Consider the following 20446-nt stretch of genomic DNA (forward strand, 5'->3'; position numbering starts at 1 on the left):
GGCGCTGGGGGCGTTTTTTAGTCGCCCATGACCACGCCTTCGCGCCGCGGGTCGGCGCCGCCCAGCCATGCGGGCTGGCCCTGGGCCTGGCCGCGCGTGATGGCCTGCAGGCCGCTGGTCATGTTCATCTCGCGCACCTCGGCGCCGCGCGTGCGCAAGGCCTGCACCGTGGCGGCGGGAAAGCGCTGCTCCTCCAGCAGCGTGGGGCCACCCAGCGAGCCGAAGTTGGGCAGGGCGATGGCCTGCTGCGGCGTCAGGCCCCACTGCAGCACGCCGTACAGCGTCTTGGCCGTGTAGTGGATGATGAGCGCGCCGCCGGGGCTGCCCGCGCTCATCAGCACCTGGCCCGTGGCCTGGTCCAGCACCAGCGTGGGCGCCATGGACGAACGTGGGCGCTTGCCCGGCTCCACGCGGTTGGCGATCTTGCGGCCCTGTGCGTCCTGCGGCGCGAAGCTGAAGTCGGTCAGCTCGTTGTTGAGCAAGAAGCCCTGCACCATCTGGCGTGCGCCAAAGGCGTCCTCGATGGTCGTGGTCATGGCCAGGGCGTGGCCCTGGGCGTCAATGATGCTGATGTGGCTGGTGCCGTATTCGGGCTGCTGCGGCATGGGTGCAAAGCTGGTGCGCTGCGCGCCGCCGGGCTGGCCGGCGGGTGCGGTCTGGAGGCTTTGCGGGCCGATGAGGCGGGCGCGGCTGGCGAGGTAGGCCGGATCGAGCAGGCTCATCCAGTCGCCGCCCGGCGCGGGCACGAAATCGGGGTCGGCGACATACTGGGCGCGGTCGGCAAAGGCCAGGCGCGCGGCCTCGGTGTACAGGTGCAGCCAGTCGGCGCTGGGCAGCGGGCCTTGCGGGCTGTCCTGCAGCGGCAGGCTGGCGGCCGGCGTGTGGTCCAGGATGCCCAGGATCTGCCCCACCGCGATGGCGCCCGAACTCGGCGGCGGGAAGCCGCACAGGCGCAGCGCGCGTTCGTGCACGCGCCAGTCGTGGCACAGGGCGTCGCGCTCGCGCGGCTGGTAGCCCGCCAGGTCCTGCAGCGTCATGCGGCCGGGGTTGGTGGGGTGGTTCTGCACCTTCTGCACGATGGCCTGCGCCACCTCGCCCTCGTGCAGCGCGCGGCTGCCCTGCGCGGCGATCTGGCGCAGCACGGCGGCCAGCGTGGGGTTGCGCAGCACATGGCCCACGGGCCAGGCTTCGCCCCGGCTGTCGAAGAAATAGGCCGCGGCCACCGGGTCGAGCTTGAGGTACTTGTCGCTCCGCACCAGGGTGTGCAAGCGGGGGCTGACCTTGAAGCCCTGCTCCGCCAGGGTGATGGCCGGCTGGAACAGCGTGGCCCAGGGCAGCCGGCCGTGCTGGCGGTGGGCCTGCTCGAGCATGCGCACGGTGCCGGGCACGCCCACCGAGCGCCCGCCGACCACGGCGGTGGGGAAAGGCAGGGGCTTGCCGTCGGGACCGAGGAAGAGCTTTTCGTCCGCGGCCGCGGGCGCCGTCTCGCGCCCGTCGAAGGCCTGCATGCGCTGGCCGTCGTAGTGCAGCAGAAAGGCGCCGCCGCCGATGCCGCTGGACTGCGGCTCCACCAGCGTGAGCACCATTTGCACGGCGATGGCGGCATCCACCGCCGAACCTCCGGCCTTGAGGATCTGGTAGCCCGCGTCCGTGGCCAGCGGATTGGCCGCGGCCACGGCGAAGCGGCTCGTGGTCCAGCCGGGCTTGGCGCTGTAGCCCGAGCTGCCCTCGGGCTGCTCGGGCACCGTGTAGCTGAACGGGGCGCTAGTGTGGGCGCAGCCCGCGAGCCAGGCGGCCAGCGCGAGCGCACCCAGGCGGGAGGCAGGCAAAGAGGTCATGGGCGTCTTTTGCAAAGGGCGGGCGCCCATGCTAGCCCTGAAGCCTGGTGCGTGCAAACCCCAAGGGAAAAAGGCATGCAGCGCTTGCTGTACAAGCGCTAGCAGCTATGAAAAACAGAGCGAATGGCGGGCGGTGCCGTGTCAGGCGCCGACCACGCGGTTCTTGCCCGAGCGCTTGGCCAGGTACATGCCCTGGTCGGCGCGGCGTATGGCTTCGGTCGCCGTCTCGGAGGGCATCCATTGCGCCACGCCGGCGCTGAAGGTGATGAGAATGCGCTCGTCGTTGCGCAGGAAAAAGCGCGTGGTCAGCTCGCGCTGCAGGCGCTGCATAGCCTCCACGCCGTGCTCCTGGGTGGTGTCGGGCAGCAGCAGCACGAACTCCTCGCCGCCGTAGCGGGCCAGCTGGTCCTGCGGGCGCATCACGGTGCGCACGACCTGGGCCAGGTGCACCAGGGCTGCGTCGCCGGTCTCGTGCCCCAGCCGGTCGTTGAGCTGCTTGAAGTTGTCCACGTCCAGCAGGGCCACGCACAGGGGCGATTCGGTGCGGCGCGCACGCGCCATTTCGCGCTCGATGACTTCGTCCAGCCCCTTGCGGTTGAGCGAGCCGGTCAGCGGGTCGTGGCGTGCCTGGGCGCTGGCCTTGTCGAGCTCCTGCTGCAGTTGCGCCATCTCGGCCTGCTTTTGCGCCGTGCGCTCGCGCAGCTCGGTCAGCTCGGCATGGGTCAGGCGCGTGTCCAGGGCCATGGCGCGCGTGGCGCGCACCACCTCGCCCAGCACGGGGGTGATGTCCTCGATGCGGCTGGCCTGGGCGATCTGCTCGGCGCAGCGCTCCATCTGGCTCTGGTAGCCGCTGCTGGCATCGGTCATGGCCGAGAGGCGTTCGACGAAGATGGCCAGCATCTCCTTCATCTGCTCCTGCGCCTCGACCATGCGGCCCTTGGCCTCGGTCTGCTTGAAGATCACGTCCTTGAGGCGGCGCTGCACATCGTCCAGGCGGCGCAGGGTGAGCGGCTGCGCCGTGGCCGCCATGAGCGCCTCGGCCTGGCCGTGCAGCCACTGGTCGTCGATGCTCAGCGCGGTGATGTTGGCGAACACCAGCTGCAGCAGCTCCAGCAGCGTGGCGCGGATGGCGGCCTGGTCTTCGGCGGCGAACGAGAGCCGGAAGGTGAAGTTGCCCAGCATGAGCTGCAGGGTGCTGGCCGCGGGCTCGGGCTGGCGCAGGAAGTGCACGAGCTGCTCGCCCAGCAGGTGCACGCGCGCGTCGTCGCTGCTCAGGCCATGCAGGGTGTGCTCGATGAGCCGCGCCATTTGCTCGGCCAGCTCCTTGGGCACCACCCCGGGGCGTGTGCCCGCCGCGGCGCTGGCGCTGGGCGCAGCAGCAGCGGCCGGGGACGCCAGGGGCGCTGCCGCGGCGCCGGCGTCCAGGCTGGCCACCGGCGCGCTGCCGCCGAGCTTGGCGTAGCCCACCAGCACGGCCTGCAGTGCGGACCAGTCCTTCTGGCCCACGGCGGCTTCGAACTGCTCGAGCAGGCGCTTTTGCGCGGCGGTCTGGCCCGGGATGACGCGCAGGATCTGGCGCAGCGGCAGCTCGGGGAAGGGGGTGGGGGAGGTGCAGCCCGCAATTTCGTCGTAGATCTGCCGGAAATGCTCCGGCGTGGGCGGCAGGCGCTGCTGGGCGAGCTGCTTGAGGGTGTCGCGCGCGATATCCGAGGGAAGGCGTTCAGCCATGGCGGGCAGGAGTGAAGACAGGGGTCTGTCCAAAGTCCGCTAGTGTGACAGAGGTGGCATGCCTTGCACAGAGCGGCCGCCCGGCCATGGCGTCCGGCGATGCCGGGTGCTCAGTTGACCAGCACCAGCTTGCCTTGCACGCTGCGCGAGCCCATGCGGGCAAAGGCCGCGGGCAGTTCGGCCATGGGCATGGTGCGGTCGATCACGGGCTTGATCTTGCCCTGGGCGTACCACTGGGCCAGCTCCATCATCATGGCGGCGTTGGCCTTGGGTTCGCGCTTGGCGAACTCGCCCCAGAACACACCCACGATGGAGGCGCCCTTGAGCAGGGGCAGGTTCAGCGGCAGCGCCGGGATGGGGCCGGAGGCGAAGCCCACCACCAGGTAGCGGCCGCGCCAGGCGATGGAGCGGAAGGCCGGCTCGGCGAAGTCGCCGCCCACGGGGTCGTAGATGACGTCCGGGCCCTTGCCCTCGGTCAGGCGCTTGATGGCTTCGCGCAGGTCTTCCTTGCCGTAATTGATGGTGGCGTCCGCGCCCAGCGAGGTGCACAGGGCGCATTTCTCGTCGGTAGAGGCGGCGGCGATCACTTTGGCGCCCATGGCCTTGGCGATCTGGATGGCCGCCGTGCCCACGCCGCCGGCCGCGCCCAGGATCAGCACGGTCTCGCCGGCTTTGAGCTGGGCACGGTCCACCAGCGCGTGGTGCGAGGTGGCGTAGATCATGATGAAGGCGGCCGCGTCCACATGCGGGAAGCCGGGGGGCAGGGGCATGCACAGCGCGGCCGGGGCGATGGTGTGGGTGCCGAAGCCGCCGGTGCCCGAGAGGCAGGCCACGTTCTGGCCGGGCTGCAGGTGGGTCACGCCCTCGCCCACGGCCTGCACCACACCCGCGTATTCCGAGCCCGGCACGAAGGGCAGCGGGGGCTTCATCTGGTACTTGTTCTGCACGATCAGCAGGTCGGGGAAGTTCAGGCTCGCGGCCTTGATCTCCACCAGCACCTCCCCGGCCTTGGGCGCAGGGGAGGGCAGTTCGGTCCAGGTCAGGGCATCGACGCCCGTGGGGGTGGTGCATAGCCATGCGTGCATGGTTTGTCTCCGGTCAAGAAAATCGAAAACAAAATCATAGGCGCCGCTCCAGGGCGGTCGTGTCCCTCGGGCGACGGCACCAGGCCGCTCCGGCGCCGCGCCGGGAGCGGGCGCCTACAATCGCCGCGAATTGCGCACTGAACCATGAAGATTCTTCTGTCCAACGACGATGGCTACCAGGCCCCGGGCATCGTGGCCCTGCACCGCGCCCTGCAGCAGGTCGCCGAGGTGGAGGTGGTGGCCCCCGAGCACAACAACAGCGCCAAGTCCAACGCGCTCACGCTCAACGCCCCTCTGTACGTGCACCAGGCGGCCAACGGCTTTCGCTACGTCAACGGCACGCCGGCCGACTGCGTCCACATCGCGCTCACCGGCCTGCTGGGCTACCGGCCCGACCTCGTGGTCTCGGGCATCAACAACGGTGCCAACATGGGCGACGACACCATTTACTCCGGTACCGTGGGCGCCGCCATGGAGGGCTACCTGTTCGGCATTCCCGCCATCGCCTTCTCGCAGGTGGACAAGGGCTGGGGCGAGCTCGAAGCCGCTGCCCAGAAGGCGGCCGACATGGTGCGCCAGATGACCACCCAGAAGCTCATCGGCCCGGCGCCCTGGCTGCTCAATGTGAACATTCCCAACCTGCCCCTGGAAGCCCTGCGCGGCATCAAGCTCTGCCGCCTGGGGCGGCGCCATGCCGCCGAGCGCGTCATCACCCAGGTCAGCCCGCGCGGCGAGACCATGTACTGGATCGGCGGTGCCGGTGCGGCATTGGACGCCAGCGAGGGCACGGACTTCCATGCCACGGCGCTGGGCCATGTTTCGGTCACGCCGCTGAAGATCGACCTGACCGACCACCAGAACCTGGGCTACTGGGCGCAGACGGCGGCCCGGCTCTCGGCCTGAGGCCGCCACAGGCATGCAGCAGCGCCGCCCCGGTTTTCCTGCACGCATCGCACCCGCGCCCCCGGTCAAGGCGCGCCCGGGCGCGGCGCCGGCCGCACCCTACCCGAGCGCGCGCCTGAGCGTCGCCATGGCCCCACCTGCGGGCCTGGGACTGGACTCGGCCGCAGTGCGCGCGCGCATGGTGCAGCGCCTGGCAGCGGGCGGCGTGACCGACCCTGCCGTCCTGGCCGCCATGGGCGCCGTCGAGCGCCACCGCTTCGTGGACAGCGCCCTGGTCAACCAGGCCTACGAGGACACCAGCCTGCCCATCGGCCTGGGCCAGACCATCTCCAAGCCCAGCATCGTGGCGCGCATGGCGCAGTTGCTGCTGGGCGCGGAGACCGCGCGCACCACCGGCCGCCTGGGCCGGGTGCTGGAAATCGGCACCGGCTGCGGCTACCAGGCGGCGGTGCTGGCCTGCCTGGCGCGCGAGGTTTACAGCATCGAGCGCCTGCGCGGCCTGCACGAGAAGGCGCGCACCCACCTGCGCCCCCTGCGCCTGGCCAATGTGCATCTGCTCTTTGGCGACGGCATGCAGGGCTATGCGCGCGGTGCACCCTATGCAGCCATCGTGGCCGCGGCCGGGGGCACGCAACTGCCCGAGGCCTGGTGCGAGCAATTGGCTCCCGGGGGGCGCCTGGTGGCGCCCATGGCCGGCGCGAACGGACAGCAGGTGCTGCTGGTGGTGGACCGGACGGCACAGGGGCTGAAACAAACCGTGCTGGAGCCCGTGCATTTTGTCCCCCTAAAATCGGGCGTTGCCTGAAGGATGTTGGAAGCGCATATGTTTTTTTCCCGTGGTCGAGGTCTGTGGGTGGGTGTCGCGGTCTGCAGCATGGCGCTGGCCGCTTGCAGCACGCGCATGACCAGGGCGCCGGTCGAGGACCGGGGTACGGCACTGACCGTTCCGGTGCAGCCGCAAACCGCCGAAGTCGTTCCGGCCAAGCCCCTGCCGGGCGCCGAGAATGCCGGCAAGCCGGGGTACTACACCGTCAAGCCCGGGGATACGCTGATCCGTATCGGGCTGGACAACGGCCAGAGCTGGAAGGACATCGCCCGTTGGAACAACCTGGAGAACCCCAACCTCATCGAGGTCGGGCAGGTGCTGCGCGTGGCGCCCGTGGGGGCTGCTGTGGCAGTGGCCGAGCCCTCGGGCGTGGTGACCCGGCCTGTGGCTTCCTCCACCCTGGCCGTGGCCCCGGTGGCCACGGCGTCCAAGCCGGCGGCGGCAGGCAGCGCGCCTGCGCCCGCGCCTGCCGCTTCGGCGCCGGCCGAGGCCAGCGCCGCGCCCGCGGCAGCACCCGCGCCTGCTGCCGCGCCTGCAGCCACGGGTGACGACGCCATGGGCTTCATCTGGCCGGCCAGCGGCTCCGTGCTGGCCGGTTTCGACGAGGCCCGCAACAAGGGGCTGGACATCGGCGGCAAGGCCGGCGACCCCGTGCATGCCGCGGCGGACGGGCGGGTGGTGTATGCGGGGGCCGGCCTGCGCGGCTACGGCAATCTTGTCATCCTCAAGCACAACAACACCTACCTCACGGCCTATGCCCACAACCAGACGCTGCTGGTCAAGGAAGACCAGAACGTGCGCAAGGGCCAGAAGATTGCCGAGATGGGCAGCACCGATGCGGACCGCGTGAAGCTGCACTTCGAGATCCGCCGCCAGGGCAAGCCCGTGGATCCGGCGCGCTTCCTGCCGGCGCGCTGACATGAAACAACACCCCGGTATGACCCTGCGGGCCTTATCCCGCCGCTTGCAGCGCGGCCCCATGTGGTCCGGGGCGCGCAGCGCTGTGGATCACTGACATGCCCGTCCCGGCAGTGCCAGACCGGGAGCCTGGCCCCGTGCCAGATCCTGCCGGCGATCAGGCCGAAGACGAGGCAACGGAGGCGCCCGAGGTCGAATGGCGCAGCCTCACCATCGGCATGGCCGAGCATGGCCAGCGGCTCGATCGCGTGCTGGCGGGTGCGGTGACGGAGTTTTCCCGCAGCTACCTGCAGCAGCTCATCGACCAGGGCGCCGTGCTGCTGCACGGCACGCCGGTGACCAAGGCGGCGCACCGGGTCAAGGCGGGCGACAGCCTGCGGCTGGAACTGCGCCCCACGCAGGAGAGCCAGGCCTTTCGTCCCGAACCCATGGCGCTGGCGGTGGTGTACGAAGACGCGCACCTGCTGGTCATCGACAAGCCCGCCGGCCTGGTCGTGCACCCGGCGCCCGGCCATTGGGGCGGCACGCTGCTCAACGGCCTGCTGGCCCACGACCCGGCCTGCACCCGCGTGCCGCGCGCGGGCATCGTGCACCGGCTGGACAAGGACACCAGCGGCCTCATGGTGGTGGCCAAGACGCGCGCTGCCATGGATGCCCTGGTCGCCATGATTGCGCAGCGCCAGGTGCAGCGCCAGTACCTGGCCTTGGCCCATGGGCCCTGGCGCGGGGAGCGGCAGTTGCGCGTGGATGCGCCCATCGGGCGCGATCCGCGCAACCGGCTGCGCATGGCCGTCGTGGACCTGGCCCTGCACGCGGGCAAGCCGGCGCGTACCGACTTCGAATTGCTGGCCAGCACCGCCCAGGCGTCCTGGGTGCGCTGCACCCTGCACACCGGCCGCACGCACCAGATCCGCGTACACATGGCGCATCACGGGCACCCGCTCGTGGCCGATACGCTGTACGGCGGGCATCCTGCCTTCGGCCTGCAGCGCCAGGCCCTGCATGCCTTCCGGCTCGCTTTTACGCACCCCATGCGGGAACAGATGCTGGAATTCCTGGCACCTCTGCCGCCCGACCTGTGCGCGGCGCTGGCCGTCGCAGGCCTGGACGGGGCGGTGCCGGTGGGGGCGCTGCCGCCACGCCCGTCCTAGGCCGCCGCGCCGCCGCGCCCAGTGGCGGTGCGATGCCCCTGGGCTACAATGACCGCGACGACTTGCGCATGCTGGCTTTGGCGCAGGTTCTTGTTGCCGGGTCTGCGCCTTTGCCGCACGGCGACGCTGCCTGATCCCCATGGGCCGCAGCCCCCCGTTTCTCTTTGCCCTCTGTGGCTTGAGTGCCCCCGCACGGACGGGGAGTTCCCTTTTCCCGAATACCGCTGACCATGAACACGGTGGATGCCAAACGGGTCCTTGAAACTGCCCTGATCTGCGCGCCGCAGCCCCTGCCGCTGCGCGAGCTGCGTGCGCTGTTTGACGACGTGCTGGGTGCCGATACGCTCAAGGCGCTGCTCCAGGATCTGCAGCACGAATGGGCGCAGCGCGGTGTCGAACTGGTGCAGGTGGCTTCGGGCTGGCGCTTCCAGAGCCGGCCGGAGATGCGCGTCTACCTCGACCGGCTGCACCCCGAGAAGCCGCCGCGCTATTCGCGCGCCACGCTGGAGACGCTGGCCATCATTGCCTACCGCCAGCCCGTCACACGCGGCGACATCGAGGACATCCGTGGCGTGACCGTCAACAGTCTCACCATCAAGCAGCTCGAGGACCGTGGCTGGGTCGAGGTGATCGGCCACCGCGAGACGGTGGGGCGCCCGGCGCTGCTGGCGACGACGCGCCAGTTTCTTGACGATCTGGGGCTGGCATCGCTCGATCAACTGCCCATGCTGGAGGATCCCGCGGCGCAGGCGCGCCTGCTGCAGGACCTGCAGGGCGATGACCTGCTGGCGCAGGCCGACGTGCCGTTGCCCATTCCGGACGACGCCGAACCCCAGCCATCTGCCGACCCAGACACGCCCACCGACGACGCTCCCGCCGCTGCCCGCCTTACGGAACCACTGCCATGACGATTGACACTTCGCCCTCTGAACCCCTGCCGCCCCAGCCTGCCGCCTCTGAGGCAGCGGTCCAGCCTTCCGTGCCGCCCGAGGGGGCGCGGCCAGCGCGCGCGCGGCGCAAGCCGCAGGGAGGTGCCGGGGCGGATGCCGGTGCACCGCCGGCGGTACCCGGCTATGCATTCGCCGACGTGGTCTCCGGCCAGTTCGACGCCGATGGCGCCACGGTCGAAGGCGCGGCGCCGCCCAAGCGCGTGCTCCAGCCGCAGGCGGAAACCCCCAAGCTGCACAAGGTTCTGGCACAGGCCGGCTTGGGGTCGCGTTTGGAAATGGAACAAATGATCCTGGAAGGGCGCATCTCGGTGAACAACGAGCCGGCGCACATCGGGCAGCGCATCCAGTACGGCGATCAGATCAAGATCAACGGCAAGCCCATCCGGGTGCGCATCGACCCGCCGCCGCCGCGCGTAGTGGCCTACCACAAGCCCGTGGGTGAAGTCGTCACGCACGACGACCCGCAGAACCGGCCCACGGTGTTTCGCCGTCTGCCGCGCCTGCAGCAGGGCAAATGGCAGTCCGTGGGGCGCCTGGATCTCAATACCGAGGGGCTGCTGCTGTTCACCAATTCGGGTGAGCTGGCCAACAAGCTCATGCACCCGCGTTTCGGCCTGGAGCGGGAATACGCCGTGCGCGTGCTCGGCGCGCTCAGCGAGGACGAGCGCGCCCGCCTGCTCGAGGGCGTGGCGCTGGACGATGGCACGGCCGCGTTCGGCTCCATCGAAGACGGCGGCGGCGAGGGGGTCAACTGCTGGTACCGCGTGACCATCTCCGAAGGCCGCAATCGCGAGGTGCGGCGCATGTTTGAAGCTGTGGGCCATGCAGTGAGCCGGCTGATCCGCATACGCTATGGCGCCATGGTGCTGCCCCGGGGCCTGGCGCGTGGCACCTGGATGGAGCTCGACGCTGCAGACATCGCCGCCCTGATGCGTGCTGCCGGTGTGCAGGCGCGTCCGCCGGCCGCACCCCGCGGTGATGGGGCTGCGCGCCGCGCCCGCCCCGGCAAGGACAATGCCCGCGGCTGGAGCCAGGGTCCGCGCGATGCGTCCCGCGAGCCCGGCAGGTCCGCCAAGGGCGCCGGCGCCCGGCAAGGCCAGCGCACGGCAGGCAGCGGGCAGCCCGATCCGCTCAAGACCTCGCTGGGGTACATCGGCTCGGACAGCCTGCAGCGCCAGAGGCAGGCCCAAAGGCGTGAGGGGCGCGGCCAGGGCGCGCGTCGCGGCGGCCGCTGATGGCGGTGCGGGTTTCTTCGTCAGAGTAAAATCTAAGGTTTTGTCAGCAAGGCAAAAAAATATCAACCACCCGTCCAGGAACAAAAAATGGCCATCGAACGCACCCTCTCCATCATCAAACCCGACGCCGTTGCCAAGAACGTCATCGGTCAGATCTACGCCCGTTTCGAGGCTGCCGGCCTCAAGGTCGTGGCCGCCCGCATGCAGCACCTCTCGCGCCGCGAGGCCGAGCAGTTCTACGCCGTCCACAAGGAGCGCCCCTTCTTCAAGGATCTGGTCGATTTCATGGTCTCCGGCCCGGTCATGATCCAGGTGCTCGAGGGTGAGAACGCCATCCTGAAGAACCGCGAGCTGATGGGTGCCACCGACCCCAAGAAGGCGGCTCCGGGCACCATCCGCGCCGACTTCGCCGACAGCATCGACGCCAATGCCGTGCACGGCTCCGATGCCGCCGAAACCGCGCAGGTGGAAGTGGGCTTTTTCTTCGCCGGCATGAACATCTACGCGCGCTGACATGGCGCCGGGCACGTTGCGCCTCACGCTCCGGCGCCTGCGCGCGCGTGCCCTGTTCTTTTCTGCTTCGGAAATGGGTGCATGACGGTCAATCTTCTGGATTTCGATCTCGACGGTCTGGCCGCATTCTGCGAGCGGCTGGGTGAAAAGCGCTTCCGCGCCACCCAGCTGTTCCGCTGGATACACCAGCGCGGCGCCCATGATTTCGACCAGATGAGCGATCTGGCGAAATCCCTGCGCGAAAAGCTCAAGACCTGCGCGCGCATCGAGTCCCTGCCGGTGCTGAGCGAGCATCAGTCGGGAGACGGAACGGTCAAGTGGCTGTTCGATGTGGGGGGCGGCAATGCCGTGGAGGCCGTGTTCATCCCGGAGGACGACAGAGGCACGCTGTGCATTTCCTCGCAGGCGGGTTGCGCGGTCGGCTGCCGCTTCTGCTCCACGGGCCACCAGGGTTTCAGCCGCAATCTGAGCACTGGCGAAATCGTCTCCCAGCTCTGGTTTGCCGAGCACACGCTACGCCAGCGGCTGCATACTCAGGAGCGCGTCATCTCCAACGTGGTGATGATGGGCATGGGTGAGCCGCTGCAGAACTACTCGGCGCTGGTGCCGGCCTTGCGCGTCATGCTCGACGACCATGGCTACGGCATCTCGCGCCGGCGCCTGACGGTCTCCACTTCGGGGGTGGTTCCCATGATGGACCGGCTGGCGGCGGATTGTCCGGTCGCCCTGGCGGTGTCGCTGCATGCCCCCAGCGATGCCTTGCGCGATGTGCTGGTGCCGCTCAATCGCAAGTACCCGATCGATGAGCTCATGGACGCCTGCAACCGCTACCTCGTGCATGCGCCCCGCGATTTCATTACCTTTGAATACTGCATGCTCGATGGCGTCAACGACCAGCCCGAGCATGCGCAGCAATTGGTGGAACTGGTGCGCAGGCACGCCGGCACGGGTGTCTGGTGCAAGTTCAACCTGATTCCATTCAATCCTTTTCCCGCTTCCGGGCTGCGCCGCTCCGGCGCGGCCCAGGTTGCCGCCTTTGCGCGCATCCTGAGCGATGCGGGCATCGTCACCACTGTGCGCAAGACCCGGGGCGACGACATCGATGCTGCCTGCGGACAGCTTGCCGGAGAAGTGCAGGATCGCACGCGCGCTGCGGAGCGCATGGCGAGGAGGCGCACCATACCGATTGCGCCTGTGCTGGCGCAACCCGATAACCATAAGGAGACATGACATGAATGCAGGCAGGGCCCTGGCGGGGCCGTGGGGCAGGCGGCTGGCGCTCGCGCTGGTGTCGTGGGTCTGCGTTCTGTGGCTCCAGGGGTGTGCAGCGCGGGCGCCTGTCACAGGGGCCGGGCCGGAAATCGTCACGCCGTCGGATGAAACCGATGCCCGGCGCCGCGCCCGCATCCGGCTGGAACTCGCCGTGGGTTATTTCGAAGCCGGTAAGGTGGCGGTGGCGCTCGATGAGGTCAAGCAGGCCCTGGCGGCGGATCCCAGCTTCGCCGATGCCTACAACCTGCGCGGGCTCATCTACATGCAGCTCAACGAGTTGCCGGCGGCGGAGGAGAGCTTTCTCAAGGCCTTGAGCCAGCGGTCGGGTGACCCCAACGTGCAGCACAACCTGGCCTGGTTGCTGTGCCAGCAACAGAGGTATGCCGAAGCCGACCAGCGGTTTGCCCAGGCGCTGGCCCATCCTGCCTACATGGCGCGCAGCAAGACGCTGATGACCCAGGGCCTGTGCCAGGCGCGTGCCGGTCAGGCGGCGCAGGCCGAACAGACCTTGCTGCGTGCCTACGAGATTGACGCGGGCAATCCGATGGTGGGCTACAACCTCGCGGATCTCTTTTTCCGCAAGGGTGAGTTCACGCGCGCACAGTTCTACATCCGCCGCATCAATAACAACGACTTCGCCAATGCCGAGTCGCTGTGGCTGGGCATCAAGGTGGAGCGCGCCTTGGGTGAGACCGTGGCGATGCGCCAACTGGCCGATCAGTTGCGCAAGCGTTATCCGCAATCACGGGAAGCGGCCGCACTGGACCGGGGGGCATTCAATGAATGAGGCGAGCGCATCTTTGCCCCAGGACTTGGCTTCTGTGGGGGGCGGCGGGGCGCCGGCATCTTCTCCGGGCGCTTTGCTGCGGGCGGCGCGCGAAGCTTCGGGCGTGCACATCGAAGCGTTGGCCGTGGCGCTGAAGGTGCCCGTCAGCCGTTTGCGGGCCCTTGAATCCGACGACTACGCAGCGTTACCCGATGCGGTGTTTGCCCGTGCCCTGGCTGCAAGTCTGTGCCGCTCGCTCAAGATCGACGCCGCACCTGTGCTCGCCCTGATGCCCACGAGCAAGGCACCACGCCTTGAACCGGAGGTCACGCCGGTGAATGCGGCCTTCCGGGATGGCTCCGAGCCCTCGCGCTGGCAGCCTGTCGCTGGTCTGCTCAGGCGTCCGGTGACCTTGGCGGTCGCCACCCTGCTTGCGGCGGCGGCGCTGCTTTTCTTTTCCCCGGGTCTGGTGGTGGAAATGGCGGGCCTGATCCGTACATCGGGAGCACCCGAGAAGCCTGTGGCGCAGTCTGCGCCCGTGCAGTCGGGGGCGCCAGCGCTGGACTCGGCGGCGCAGGCCGCGGTAGCCCAGGCGCCCGCTGCGTCTGAAGGGGCTGCTTCCGTGGCGGTATTGTCGGCAGAGCCGGTGGCGGCTGTACCTGCGCCCGAGGCCCTGGCAGCGCCGGCCGCAGCTGCACCGTCGGGCGAGGCGCTCAGCCCGGGTGCCGATGATTTGCTGGTGGTGCGCGCACGCGGCCCCTCCTGGGTCCAGGTGCGGGATGCGACGGGTGCGACCATACTGCAGCGCATCGTGGAGGCCGGAGAAGGCGTCAAGGTGCAGGGCAAGCCCCCGTATGCGGTCGTCATCGGCAAGGCCGATGTCACTGAGGTGTTTGTCCGTGGACAGCGCTTCGACCTGGCCGCGGTGGCACGCGAGAATGTGGCACGGTTCGAGGTCAAACCCTGATGCTGACGCAAGACAACCACCCTATTGCCATCGCTGCGCCGCTGCGCAGGATCACGCGGCAGGCGCGGGCCGTCTGGGGCGCACGCGTGGTCACCATGGGGGGCGGCGCGCCCGTGCGCGTGCAGTCCATGACGAACACCGATACGGTCGATGCCATTGCCACCGCCATTCAGGTCAAGGAGCTGGCGCAGGCGGGCTCCGAATTGGTGCGTATCACCGTCAATACTCCCGAGGCCGCCCAGGCGGTTCCCTACATCCGGGAGCAGCTCGACCGCATGGGCGTCGATGTGCCTCTGGTGGGCGACTTCCACTACAACGGCCACAAGCTGCTGACGGAATACCCGGATTGCGCGCAGGCGCTGTCCAAGTACCGCATCAACCCCGGTAACGTCGGCAAGGGCGACAAGCGCGACCGCCAGTTCGGCCAGATGATCGAGGCGGCCATGCGCTGGAACAAGTGCATACGCATCGGCGTGAACTGGGGCAGCCTGGACCAGGAGCTGCTCGCCAGCCTCATGGACGCCAACAGCCAGCGTGCCAACCCCTGGGATGCCAGGCAGGTGATGTATGAGGCGCTCATTGCTTCGGCCATCGGCTCGGCCCACCGCGCTGAAGACATGGGGATGGATGGCAGCCAGATCATTCTGTCCTGCAAGGTCAGTGGCGTGCAGGACCTGATTGCCGTCTACCGCGAGCTGGCGCGGCGTTGTGACTATTCTTTGCACCTGGGGCTGACCGAGGCAGGCATGGGCACCAAGGGCACGGTGGCCTCTGCGGCGGCGTTGTCCGTGCTGCTGCAGGAAGGCATAGGCGACACGATCCGTGTCTCGCTGACGCCGCAACCCGGGGAGGCGCGCACACAGGAAGTCGTGGTGGCCTCCGAGATCCTGCAGGCACTGGGCTTGCGCATGTTCGTGCCCAGCGTGACGGCCTGCCCTGGATGCGGCCGTACCACGAGTACCACGTTCCAGGAACTGGCCAAGCAGATCGACGACTTCCTGCGGGCGCAAATGCCCATCTGGCGTGAGCAGTATCCGGGGGTCGAAGGCCTCCGGGTCGCGGTCATGGGGTGTATCGTCAATGGCCCTGGCGAGAGCAAGCACGCAGACATAGGCATCAGCCTGCCCGGCACGGGCGAAGCCCCCGCGGCGCCGGTATACATCGACGGCGAAAAGGCCCTGACCCTGCGCGGCGACCATATTGCTCAGGAATTCCACCAGATCGTGCAGGACTACATCGAAAAGCGGTTTGGCCAGACCACGGAGCAGCACTAAAGCCAGGCTGTGGGCCATGCGCCCCGGCCCACCCAGGACGGTGCTCCGCAGCAGGACGGCACCCCGACGCAACCCCTATCCAAGCAATCGACGCTGTGAATATAGAAAACACCAAGGCAGCCCCTGTCGCCAAGGCCGAGAAACTGGTCGCGGTCAAGGGTATGAACGATATCCTGCCCCCTGATTCGGCCCGCTGGGAGTGGCTGGAAGAAAAGGTCCGTACGCTGATGGCCCGGTATGCCTACCGCAACATCCGCACCCCTATCGTCGAGCCCACGGCATTGTTCGTGCGCGGACTGGGCGAAGTCACGGACATCGTGGAGAAGGAGATGTACTCCTTTGAGGACCGCCTCAATGGAGAGCAACTGACACTGCGTCCCGAATCCACGGCTGGCGTGGTGCGCGCCACGGTGGAGCATTCGCTGCTCTATGACGGCGGCAAGCGGCTGTACTACATGGGCCCGATGTTTCGCCATGAGCGGCCGCAGCGCGGGCGTTATCGCCAGTTTCACCAGATCGGTGCGGAGGCGCTGGGATTTCATGGGGCTGAAATCGACGCCGAGATGATCCTGCTGGCCGATGCCCTGTGGAAGGAGCTGGGGCTGGCTGATGTCCGGCTGGAAATCAACAGTCTGGGGCAACCCGATGAGCGCAAGGCCCACCGTGCGGCGCTGATCGCCTACCTGGAGCAGAACGCATCCCAACTCGACGAAGAGGCGCGCAGGCGGCTCTATTCCAACCCGCTGCGCATTCTTGACACCAAGAATCCGGCGATGCAGGCCGTCGTGGAGGCTGCGCCGCGCCTGGTGGATTACCTGGGGGAGGCATCGCTGGCGCATTTCAACGCCGTGAAGGCGATTCTCGATGCCAATGGAGTGGCCTGGCGGTTCAATCCGCGCCTGGTGCGCGGCATGGACTACTACAACCTCACGGTGTTCGAGTTCGTCACGGATCGCCTGGGTGCGCAAGGCACGATATGCGGTGGTGGGCGCTACGATTACCTTATCGAGCAGATTGGCGGTAAGCCGGCCCCCGCAGTCGGCTGGGCGCTGGGTGTAGAGCGCGTGCTCGAGTTGCTCAAGGAGCAGGAGACGGGTTTCCGGGCGCCGGTTCTGGATGCGTATGCAGTGATTCCCGATGCCAGCGCCCTGCCTGTGGCCATGCGCACCTTGCAGGGGCTGCGTGCCCTGGATGTGCGCGTGCAGATGCACAGTCCTTCCGGCCCCTCCGAGGGCATGGGCAGCATGAAATCCCAGTTCAAGAAAGCCGACGCCAGCGGAGCGGCGTTCGCCTTGGTGTTTGGTGCAGACGAGCTCGCGCGCGGCAACGTGCTGGTCAAGGCGCTGCGCGACGGCGCGGGAGGCCAGCAGAGCGAGTATTCCCTGCAGGATCTGGCTGCCTGGGCGGGCCACCTACAATCCCAGCGTTAAACCCATAGTCAAGCCATGGCAAATCATCTCGATCTCGAAGAGCAGGAACAGCTCGATCAGCTCAAGCATTTCTGGAATGCCTGGGGCAATACCATCAGCTCTGTGGCGCTGGCGGTTGCCGTGGCGCTGGCGGGTTGGAATGGCTATCAGTTCTGGCAAGGCCGGCAGGCAGGGCAGGCCGCCGCCTTGCTCGACACCATTGATGCTGCCACGGTGACCCAGGACTCGGCCCGTTTGGAGCAGGCCTTCAGCGATATGCGCAGCAAGTTTGCCGGGACGACGCAGGCAGGCCTGGCAGGCCTGGCGGTGGCCAAGGCAGCCTCGGCGGCGGGCAATGCCGCGCTGGCCAAGGCAGCCTTGACATGGGTCGCCGACAATGCGCGGGATGACGGACACCAGGCCCTGGCCCGGTTGCGTCTCTCAGCCCTTCTCATGGAAGAAAAGGCCTACGACGAAGCGCTCAAGCAGTTGTCTTCTCCGATGGCACCCGAGTACACCGCCCTGGTTGCTGACCGCAAGGGTGACGTGCTATTGCAGCAGGGCAAGACGCAGGAGGCCGCCGAAGAATACGCGCGCGCCTGGAGCGCCTTCCAGGACGCTGCGGAATACCGGCGTCTTGTGGAAATCAAGCTCAATGCCCTGGGGCAGCAACCGAAAATGCCTGCCACCGCGGAGGTGGCCAAGTGAGCGCGAGGCGCGGCCTGGTGCGCGCCTGGCTGATCCTGGCGCTGGGCGCATCCCTCGCAGGGTGCTCGCTGTGGGGTGGCGATTCGGGCAAACCCAAGCCTGCTGATCTGGGGCCCAATATACCTGTCCTGGGTGTGCGGCAGGCTTGGACTGCCAGGATCGGTCCCGTGCAGGAGATGCCTCTGGCCGTTCACGCCGGGAGCGGTCAACTGGCGCTGGCGTCGGCAGATGGGGTCGTCGCCGTCTTGGATGCGCGGACCGGTGGTGATGTGTGGCGCGCTGCGTTAGGGGTGCCTCTGTCCGCGGGGGTGGGAAGTGACGGCCGCTATGCTGCCGTGGTCTCGCGGGACAATGAACTCATCGTGCTGGAGTCCGGCCGGGTGATCTGGCGCAAACGGCTGGGGGCGCAGGTCTTCACGGCTCCGTTGGTGGCGGGCGCGCGCGTGTTCGTACTCGGCTCCGACCGATCCGTATCGGCTTGGGATGCCAAGAACGGTACACGTCTGTGGAACCAGGTACGTCCAGGGGATCCCTTGGTCCTGCGGCAACAGGGTGTCCTGCTCGCCGTAGGCGATACCCTGGTCGTCGGTCAGTCCGGTCGTCTGGTGGGCATGAACCCGGACACAGGAGTGGTGCGATGGGAAGCTCCGGTGGCCAGTTCGCGCGGAACGAACGACGTGGAGCGGCTCGTGGAGCTGGTTGGACCGGCCAGCCGTATGGACGATGCGGTGTGCGTCCGTGCGTTCCAGGCAGCAGTGGGGTGTGTGAACGCTGCGCGCGGAAACTTGCAGTGGGCGCAAAGGGCCGGCGGTGGGCAGGGCCTTGGCGGCAATGACATTGCCGTTTATGGCACCGAGAGCAATGGCACGCTGATCGCTTGGCGGCGCAGCGATGGCACGCGCCTGTGGACGTCCGAGCGTCTGCAGCATCGCCGCCTCACAGCGCCACTGGCGTTGGGTCGCTCGGTTGTGGTAGGCGACGATACGGGTTGGGTGCACCTGCTGTCGCGCGAAGATGGTGCGCCACTGAACCGTCTGAGCCCCGACGGGAGCGCCATTGCCGCTCAACCGGTCGTGGCAGCCGACACCCTGGTGGTGGTCACGCGCAATGGCAATGTTTTTGGCTACCGGCCAGATTGAACGGAACTCTCCCCGCATGAAGCCCGTTATCGCACTGGTCGGTCGCCCCAACGTCGGCAAATCGACGCTTTTCAATCGCCTGACCAAGACCCGCGACGCCATCGTTGCTGATTTTGCCGGTCTCACCCGGGATCGCCATTACGGCAATGGCCGATTGGGCAAGCATGAGTACATCGTCATCGACACCGGGGGATTCGAGCCTGAAGCCACCAGCGGCATCTACCGGGAAATGGCCCGGCAGACGCAGCAAGCCGTTGCCGAAGCCGATGTGGTGGTTTTTGTCGTGGATGCCCGTGCCGGGCTCTCAGCACAGGATCACGACATCGCCAATTACTTGCGGCGCCTGGGCAAGCATTGCATCCTCGTCGCCAACAAGGCGGAGGGCATGCAGGAGGGGGCGCAGCTCAGCGAGTTCTACGAACTGGGGCTGGGAGAGGTCTATCCCATTTCTGCAGCGCATGGGCAGGGTATCCGCAGCCTGGTGGAAATGGCCCTCGACAAACTGGATTTGCAGGACCCCCCCGACGACGAGGAGCCATCGGACAAGACGGCCATTCGACTGGCGGTGGCTGGCCGTCCCAATGTCGGCAAGTCGACTTTGATCAACACCTGGCTGGGGGAGGAGCGCTTGGTGGCCTTCGACCTGCCCGGAACCACACGCGATGCCATCAGCGTGCCTTTTGAACGCCAAGGCCAGCGCTTTGAGCTGGTGGACACTGCCGGCTTGCGTCGCAAGGGCAAGGTGTTCGAGGCCATCGAGAAGTTTTCGGTCGTGAAAACTCTGCAAGCCATCGAATCCGCGCATGTGGTGCTGCTGCTGCTCGATGCCACCCAGGGCATCACGGACCAGGATGCGCACATTGCGGGCTACATCCTGGAGAGTGGCCGTGCTGTGGTGGTGGCGGTAAACAAATGGGATGTGGTGGACGATTACCAAAAGCAGTTGGTGGAGCGCTCCATCGAAACACGCCTGGCCTTTCTGCGCTTTGCTGCGGTGCACTACATCTCGGCCAGCAAGCGCCAAGGCCTGGGGCCGCTGTGGAGTTCAATCATCCAGGCCTACCGGGCGGCCATGTGCAAGATGCCGACACCGGTGCTGACCCGCTTGCTGCAGGAGGCAGTGCAATTTCAGAGCCCCAAGCGCTCTGGCATGTTCCGCCCCAAGCTGCGTTATGCGCACCAGGGAGGCATGAATCCACCGGTGATCGTGATCCATGGAAATTCCCTGGAGCATGTCTCGGAGGCCTACAAGCGCTTCCTGGAGGGGCGCTTCCGCAAAGAGTTCCAGCTCATCGGCACCCCCTTACGCATCGAGTTGAAAACCTCGCACAATCCGTTCGCGGATGGGGCGGGTTCCTGATTCTTCCTTATCAGCGGTCCGGGGCGCACCGGTACTTTCGTGCCTTGGGCCCGGGCTGTGGTAAGGTGTACATCCAAAAATGATTTTTGAACACGGAGAATATCGTGAGCAATAAAGGCCAACTTCTTCAAGATCCGTTCCTCAACGCCTTGCGCAGGGAACATGTGCCGGTCTCGATCTACTTGGTCAATGGGATCAAGCTTCAGGGCCAGATCGAGTCATTCGATCAATACGTGGTGCTGCTGCGCAACACCGTGACCCAGATGGTCTACAAGCACGCCATTTCCACGATTGTGCCGGGCCGTGCCGTCAATTTTTCGGTGAGCGATGGCGCCGAGACCGCCAGCGGCGGTGCGTGAGCGCATCGTTGATTGCTCCGAAGGCGCGGGGCCGCTGCCGACATT

19 protein-coding genes are annotated in these 20446 nt (G+C 67.5%); 16 read left to right on the forward strand and 3 right to left on the reverse strand.

Annotated elements, in window-relative coordinates; all coding sequences use genetic code 11:
• Positions 1–17: 17 nt before the first annotated feature.
• The 3 genes from CGR01S_RS12780 to CGR01S_RS12790 all read right to left on the reverse strand — a co-directional run bounded on the left by CGR01S_RS12780 (position 18) and on the right by CGR01S_RS12790 (position 4651).
• The gene (locus CGR01S_RS12780; protein WP_156967572.1) at positions 18–1838 is read right to left on the reverse strand and encodes a gamma-glutamyltransferase family protein; all 1821 of its coding nucleotides are present in this window, start codon (positions 1836–1838) and stop codon (positions 18–20) included.
• A gap of 141 nt (positions 1839–1979) precedes the next feature.
• Positions 1980–3566: a GGDEF domain-containing protein gene (locus tag CGR01S_RS12785; RefSeq protein ID WP_042427759.1), complete on the reverse strand. Its 1587-nt coding sequence runs from the start codon at positions 3564–3566 to the stop codon at positions 1980–1982.
• Between the two features lie 110 nt (positions 3567–3676).
• Positions 3677–4651, reverse strand: coding sequence for an NADPH:quinone oxidoreductase family protein (locus CGR01S_RS12790; protein ID WP_042427762.1), 975 nt, complete (start codon positions 4649–4651; stop codon positions 3677–3679).
• Positions 4652–4795: 144 nt separating this feature from the next.
• On the opposite strand from CGR01S_RS12790, the gene surE reads away from it, so the two are divergent.
• From surE to hfq, 16 genes are all read left to right on the forward strand, one after another.
• On the forward strand, positions 4796–5554 hold the full coding sequence (gene surE, locus CGR01S_RS12795) for a 5'/3'-nucleotidase SurE (RefSeq protein ID WP_042427764.1): 759 nt from the start codon (positions 4796–4798) through the stop codon (positions 5552–5554).
• Positions 5555–5567: 13 nt separating this feature from the next.
• Positions 5568–6359: a protein-L-isoaspartate(D-aspartate) O-methyltransferase gene (locus tag CGR01S_RS12800; protein WP_042427767.1), complete on the forward strand. Its 792-nt coding sequence runs from the start codon at positions 5568–5570 to the stop codon at positions 6357–6359.
• Positions 6360–6377: 18 nt separating this feature from the next.
• Positions 6378–7298 carry a peptidoglycan DD-metalloendopeptidase family protein gene (locus tag CGR01S_RS12805; RefSeq protein ID WP_042427835.1) on the forward strand — a complete coding sequence of 307 codons (921 nt, stop codon included), beginning with the start codon at positions 6378–6380 and terminating at the stop codon, positions 7296–7298.
• Between the two features lie 98 nt (positions 7299–7396).
• Positions 7397–8449, forward strand: coding sequence for an RluA family pseudouridine synthase (locus tag CGR01S_RS12810; RefSeq protein WP_042427770.1), 1053 nt, complete (start codon positions 7397–7399; stop codon positions 8447–8449).
• Between the two features lie 230 nt (positions 8450–8679).
• Entirely contained in the window at positions 8680–9357 is a 678-nt protein-coding gene (gene scpB / locus CGR01S_RS12815; protein ID WP_042427773.1) for an SMC-Scp complex subunit ScpB, read from the forward strand.
• Positions 9354–10634, forward strand: a complete 1281-nt coding sequence (locus CGR01S_RS12820) for a pseudouridine synthase (protein WP_084690676.1) — start codon at positions 9354–9356, stop codon at positions 10632–10634. Before scpB ends, CGR01S_RS12820 begins: the two co-directional genes overlap by 4 nt.
• Before the next feature lie 87 nt (positions 10635–10721).
• Positions 10722–11147, forward strand: coding sequence for a nucleoside-diphosphate kinase (ndk, locus tag CGR01S_RS12825; protein ID WP_042427776.1), 426 nt, complete (start codon positions 10722–10724; stop codon positions 11145–11147).
• A gap of 81 nt (positions 11148–11228) precedes the next feature.
• A complete protein-coding gene (gene rlmN, locus CGR01S_RS12830) occupies positions 11229–12377 on the forward strand; it encodes a dual-specificity RNA methyltransferase RlmN (RefSeq protein WP_042427779.1) in 1149 nt (382 codons plus the stop codon).
• 1 nt (position 12378) lies between these two features.
• Positions 12379–13206 (forward strand): type IV pilus biogenesis/stability protein PilW, encoded by an 828-nt coding sequence (gene pilW / locus CGR01S_RS12835; protein ID WP_042427783.1) that lies wholly within the window; start codon positions 12379–12381, stop codon positions 13204–13206.
• Positions 13199–14152 carry a helix-turn-helix domain-containing protein gene (locus tag CGR01S_RS12840; RefSeq protein WP_042427786.1) on the forward strand — a complete coding sequence of 318 codons (954 nt, stop codon included), beginning with the start codon at positions 13199–13201 and terminating at the stop codon, positions 14150–14152. The genes pilW and CGR01S_RS12840 overlap by 8 nt, the downstream gene beginning before the upstream one ends.
• The gene (ispG, locus tag CGR01S_RS12845; RefSeq protein ID WP_042427789.1) at positions 14152–15426 is read left to right on the forward strand and encodes a flavodoxin-dependent (E)-4-hydroxy-3-methylbut-2-enyl-diphosphate synthase; all 1275 of its coding nucleotides are present in this window, start codon (positions 14152–14154) and stop codon (positions 15424–15426) included. The genes CGR01S_RS12840 and ispG overlap by 1 nt, the downstream gene beginning before the upstream one ends.
• A 161-nt stretch (positions 15427–15587) precedes the next feature.
• Positions 15588–16856, forward strand: coding sequence for a histidine--tRNA ligase (gene hisS, locus CGR01S_RS12850; protein WP_042427841.1), 1269 nt, complete (start codon positions 15588–15590; stop codon positions 16854–16856).
• Positions 16857–16871: 15 nt separating this feature from the next.
• A complete protein-coding gene (locus CGR01S_RS12855) occupies positions 16872–17543 on the forward strand; it encodes a YfgM family protein (protein ID WP_042427792.1) in 672 nt (223 codons plus the stop codon).
• Positions 17544–17560: 17 nt separating this feature from the next.
• A complete protein-coding gene (bamB, locus tag CGR01S_RS12860) occupies positions 17561–18682 on the forward strand; it encodes an outer membrane protein assembly factor BamB (protein ID WP_245616808.1) in 1122 nt (373 codons plus the stop codon).
• 16 nt (positions 18683–18698) lie between these two features.
• A complete protein-coding gene (der, locus tag CGR01S_RS12865; RefSeq protein ID WP_042427798.1) occupies positions 18699–20042 on the forward strand; it encodes a ribosome biogenesis GTPase Der in 1344 nt (447 codons plus the stop codon).
• Positions 20043–20146: 104 nt separating this feature from the next.
• Entirely contained in the window at positions 20147–20401 is a 255-nt protein-coding gene (gene hfq, locus CGR01S_RS12870) for an RNA chaperone Hfq (RefSeq protein WP_042427843.1), read from the forward strand.
• Positions 20402–20446 lie beyond the last annotated feature (45 nt).

It is taken from the genome of Comamonas granuli NBRC 101663 (assembly GCF_000739995.1).
Lineage (GTDB): Bacteria > Pseudomonadota > Gammaproteobacteria > Burkholderiales > Burkholderiaceae_C > Simplicispira > Simplicispira granuli.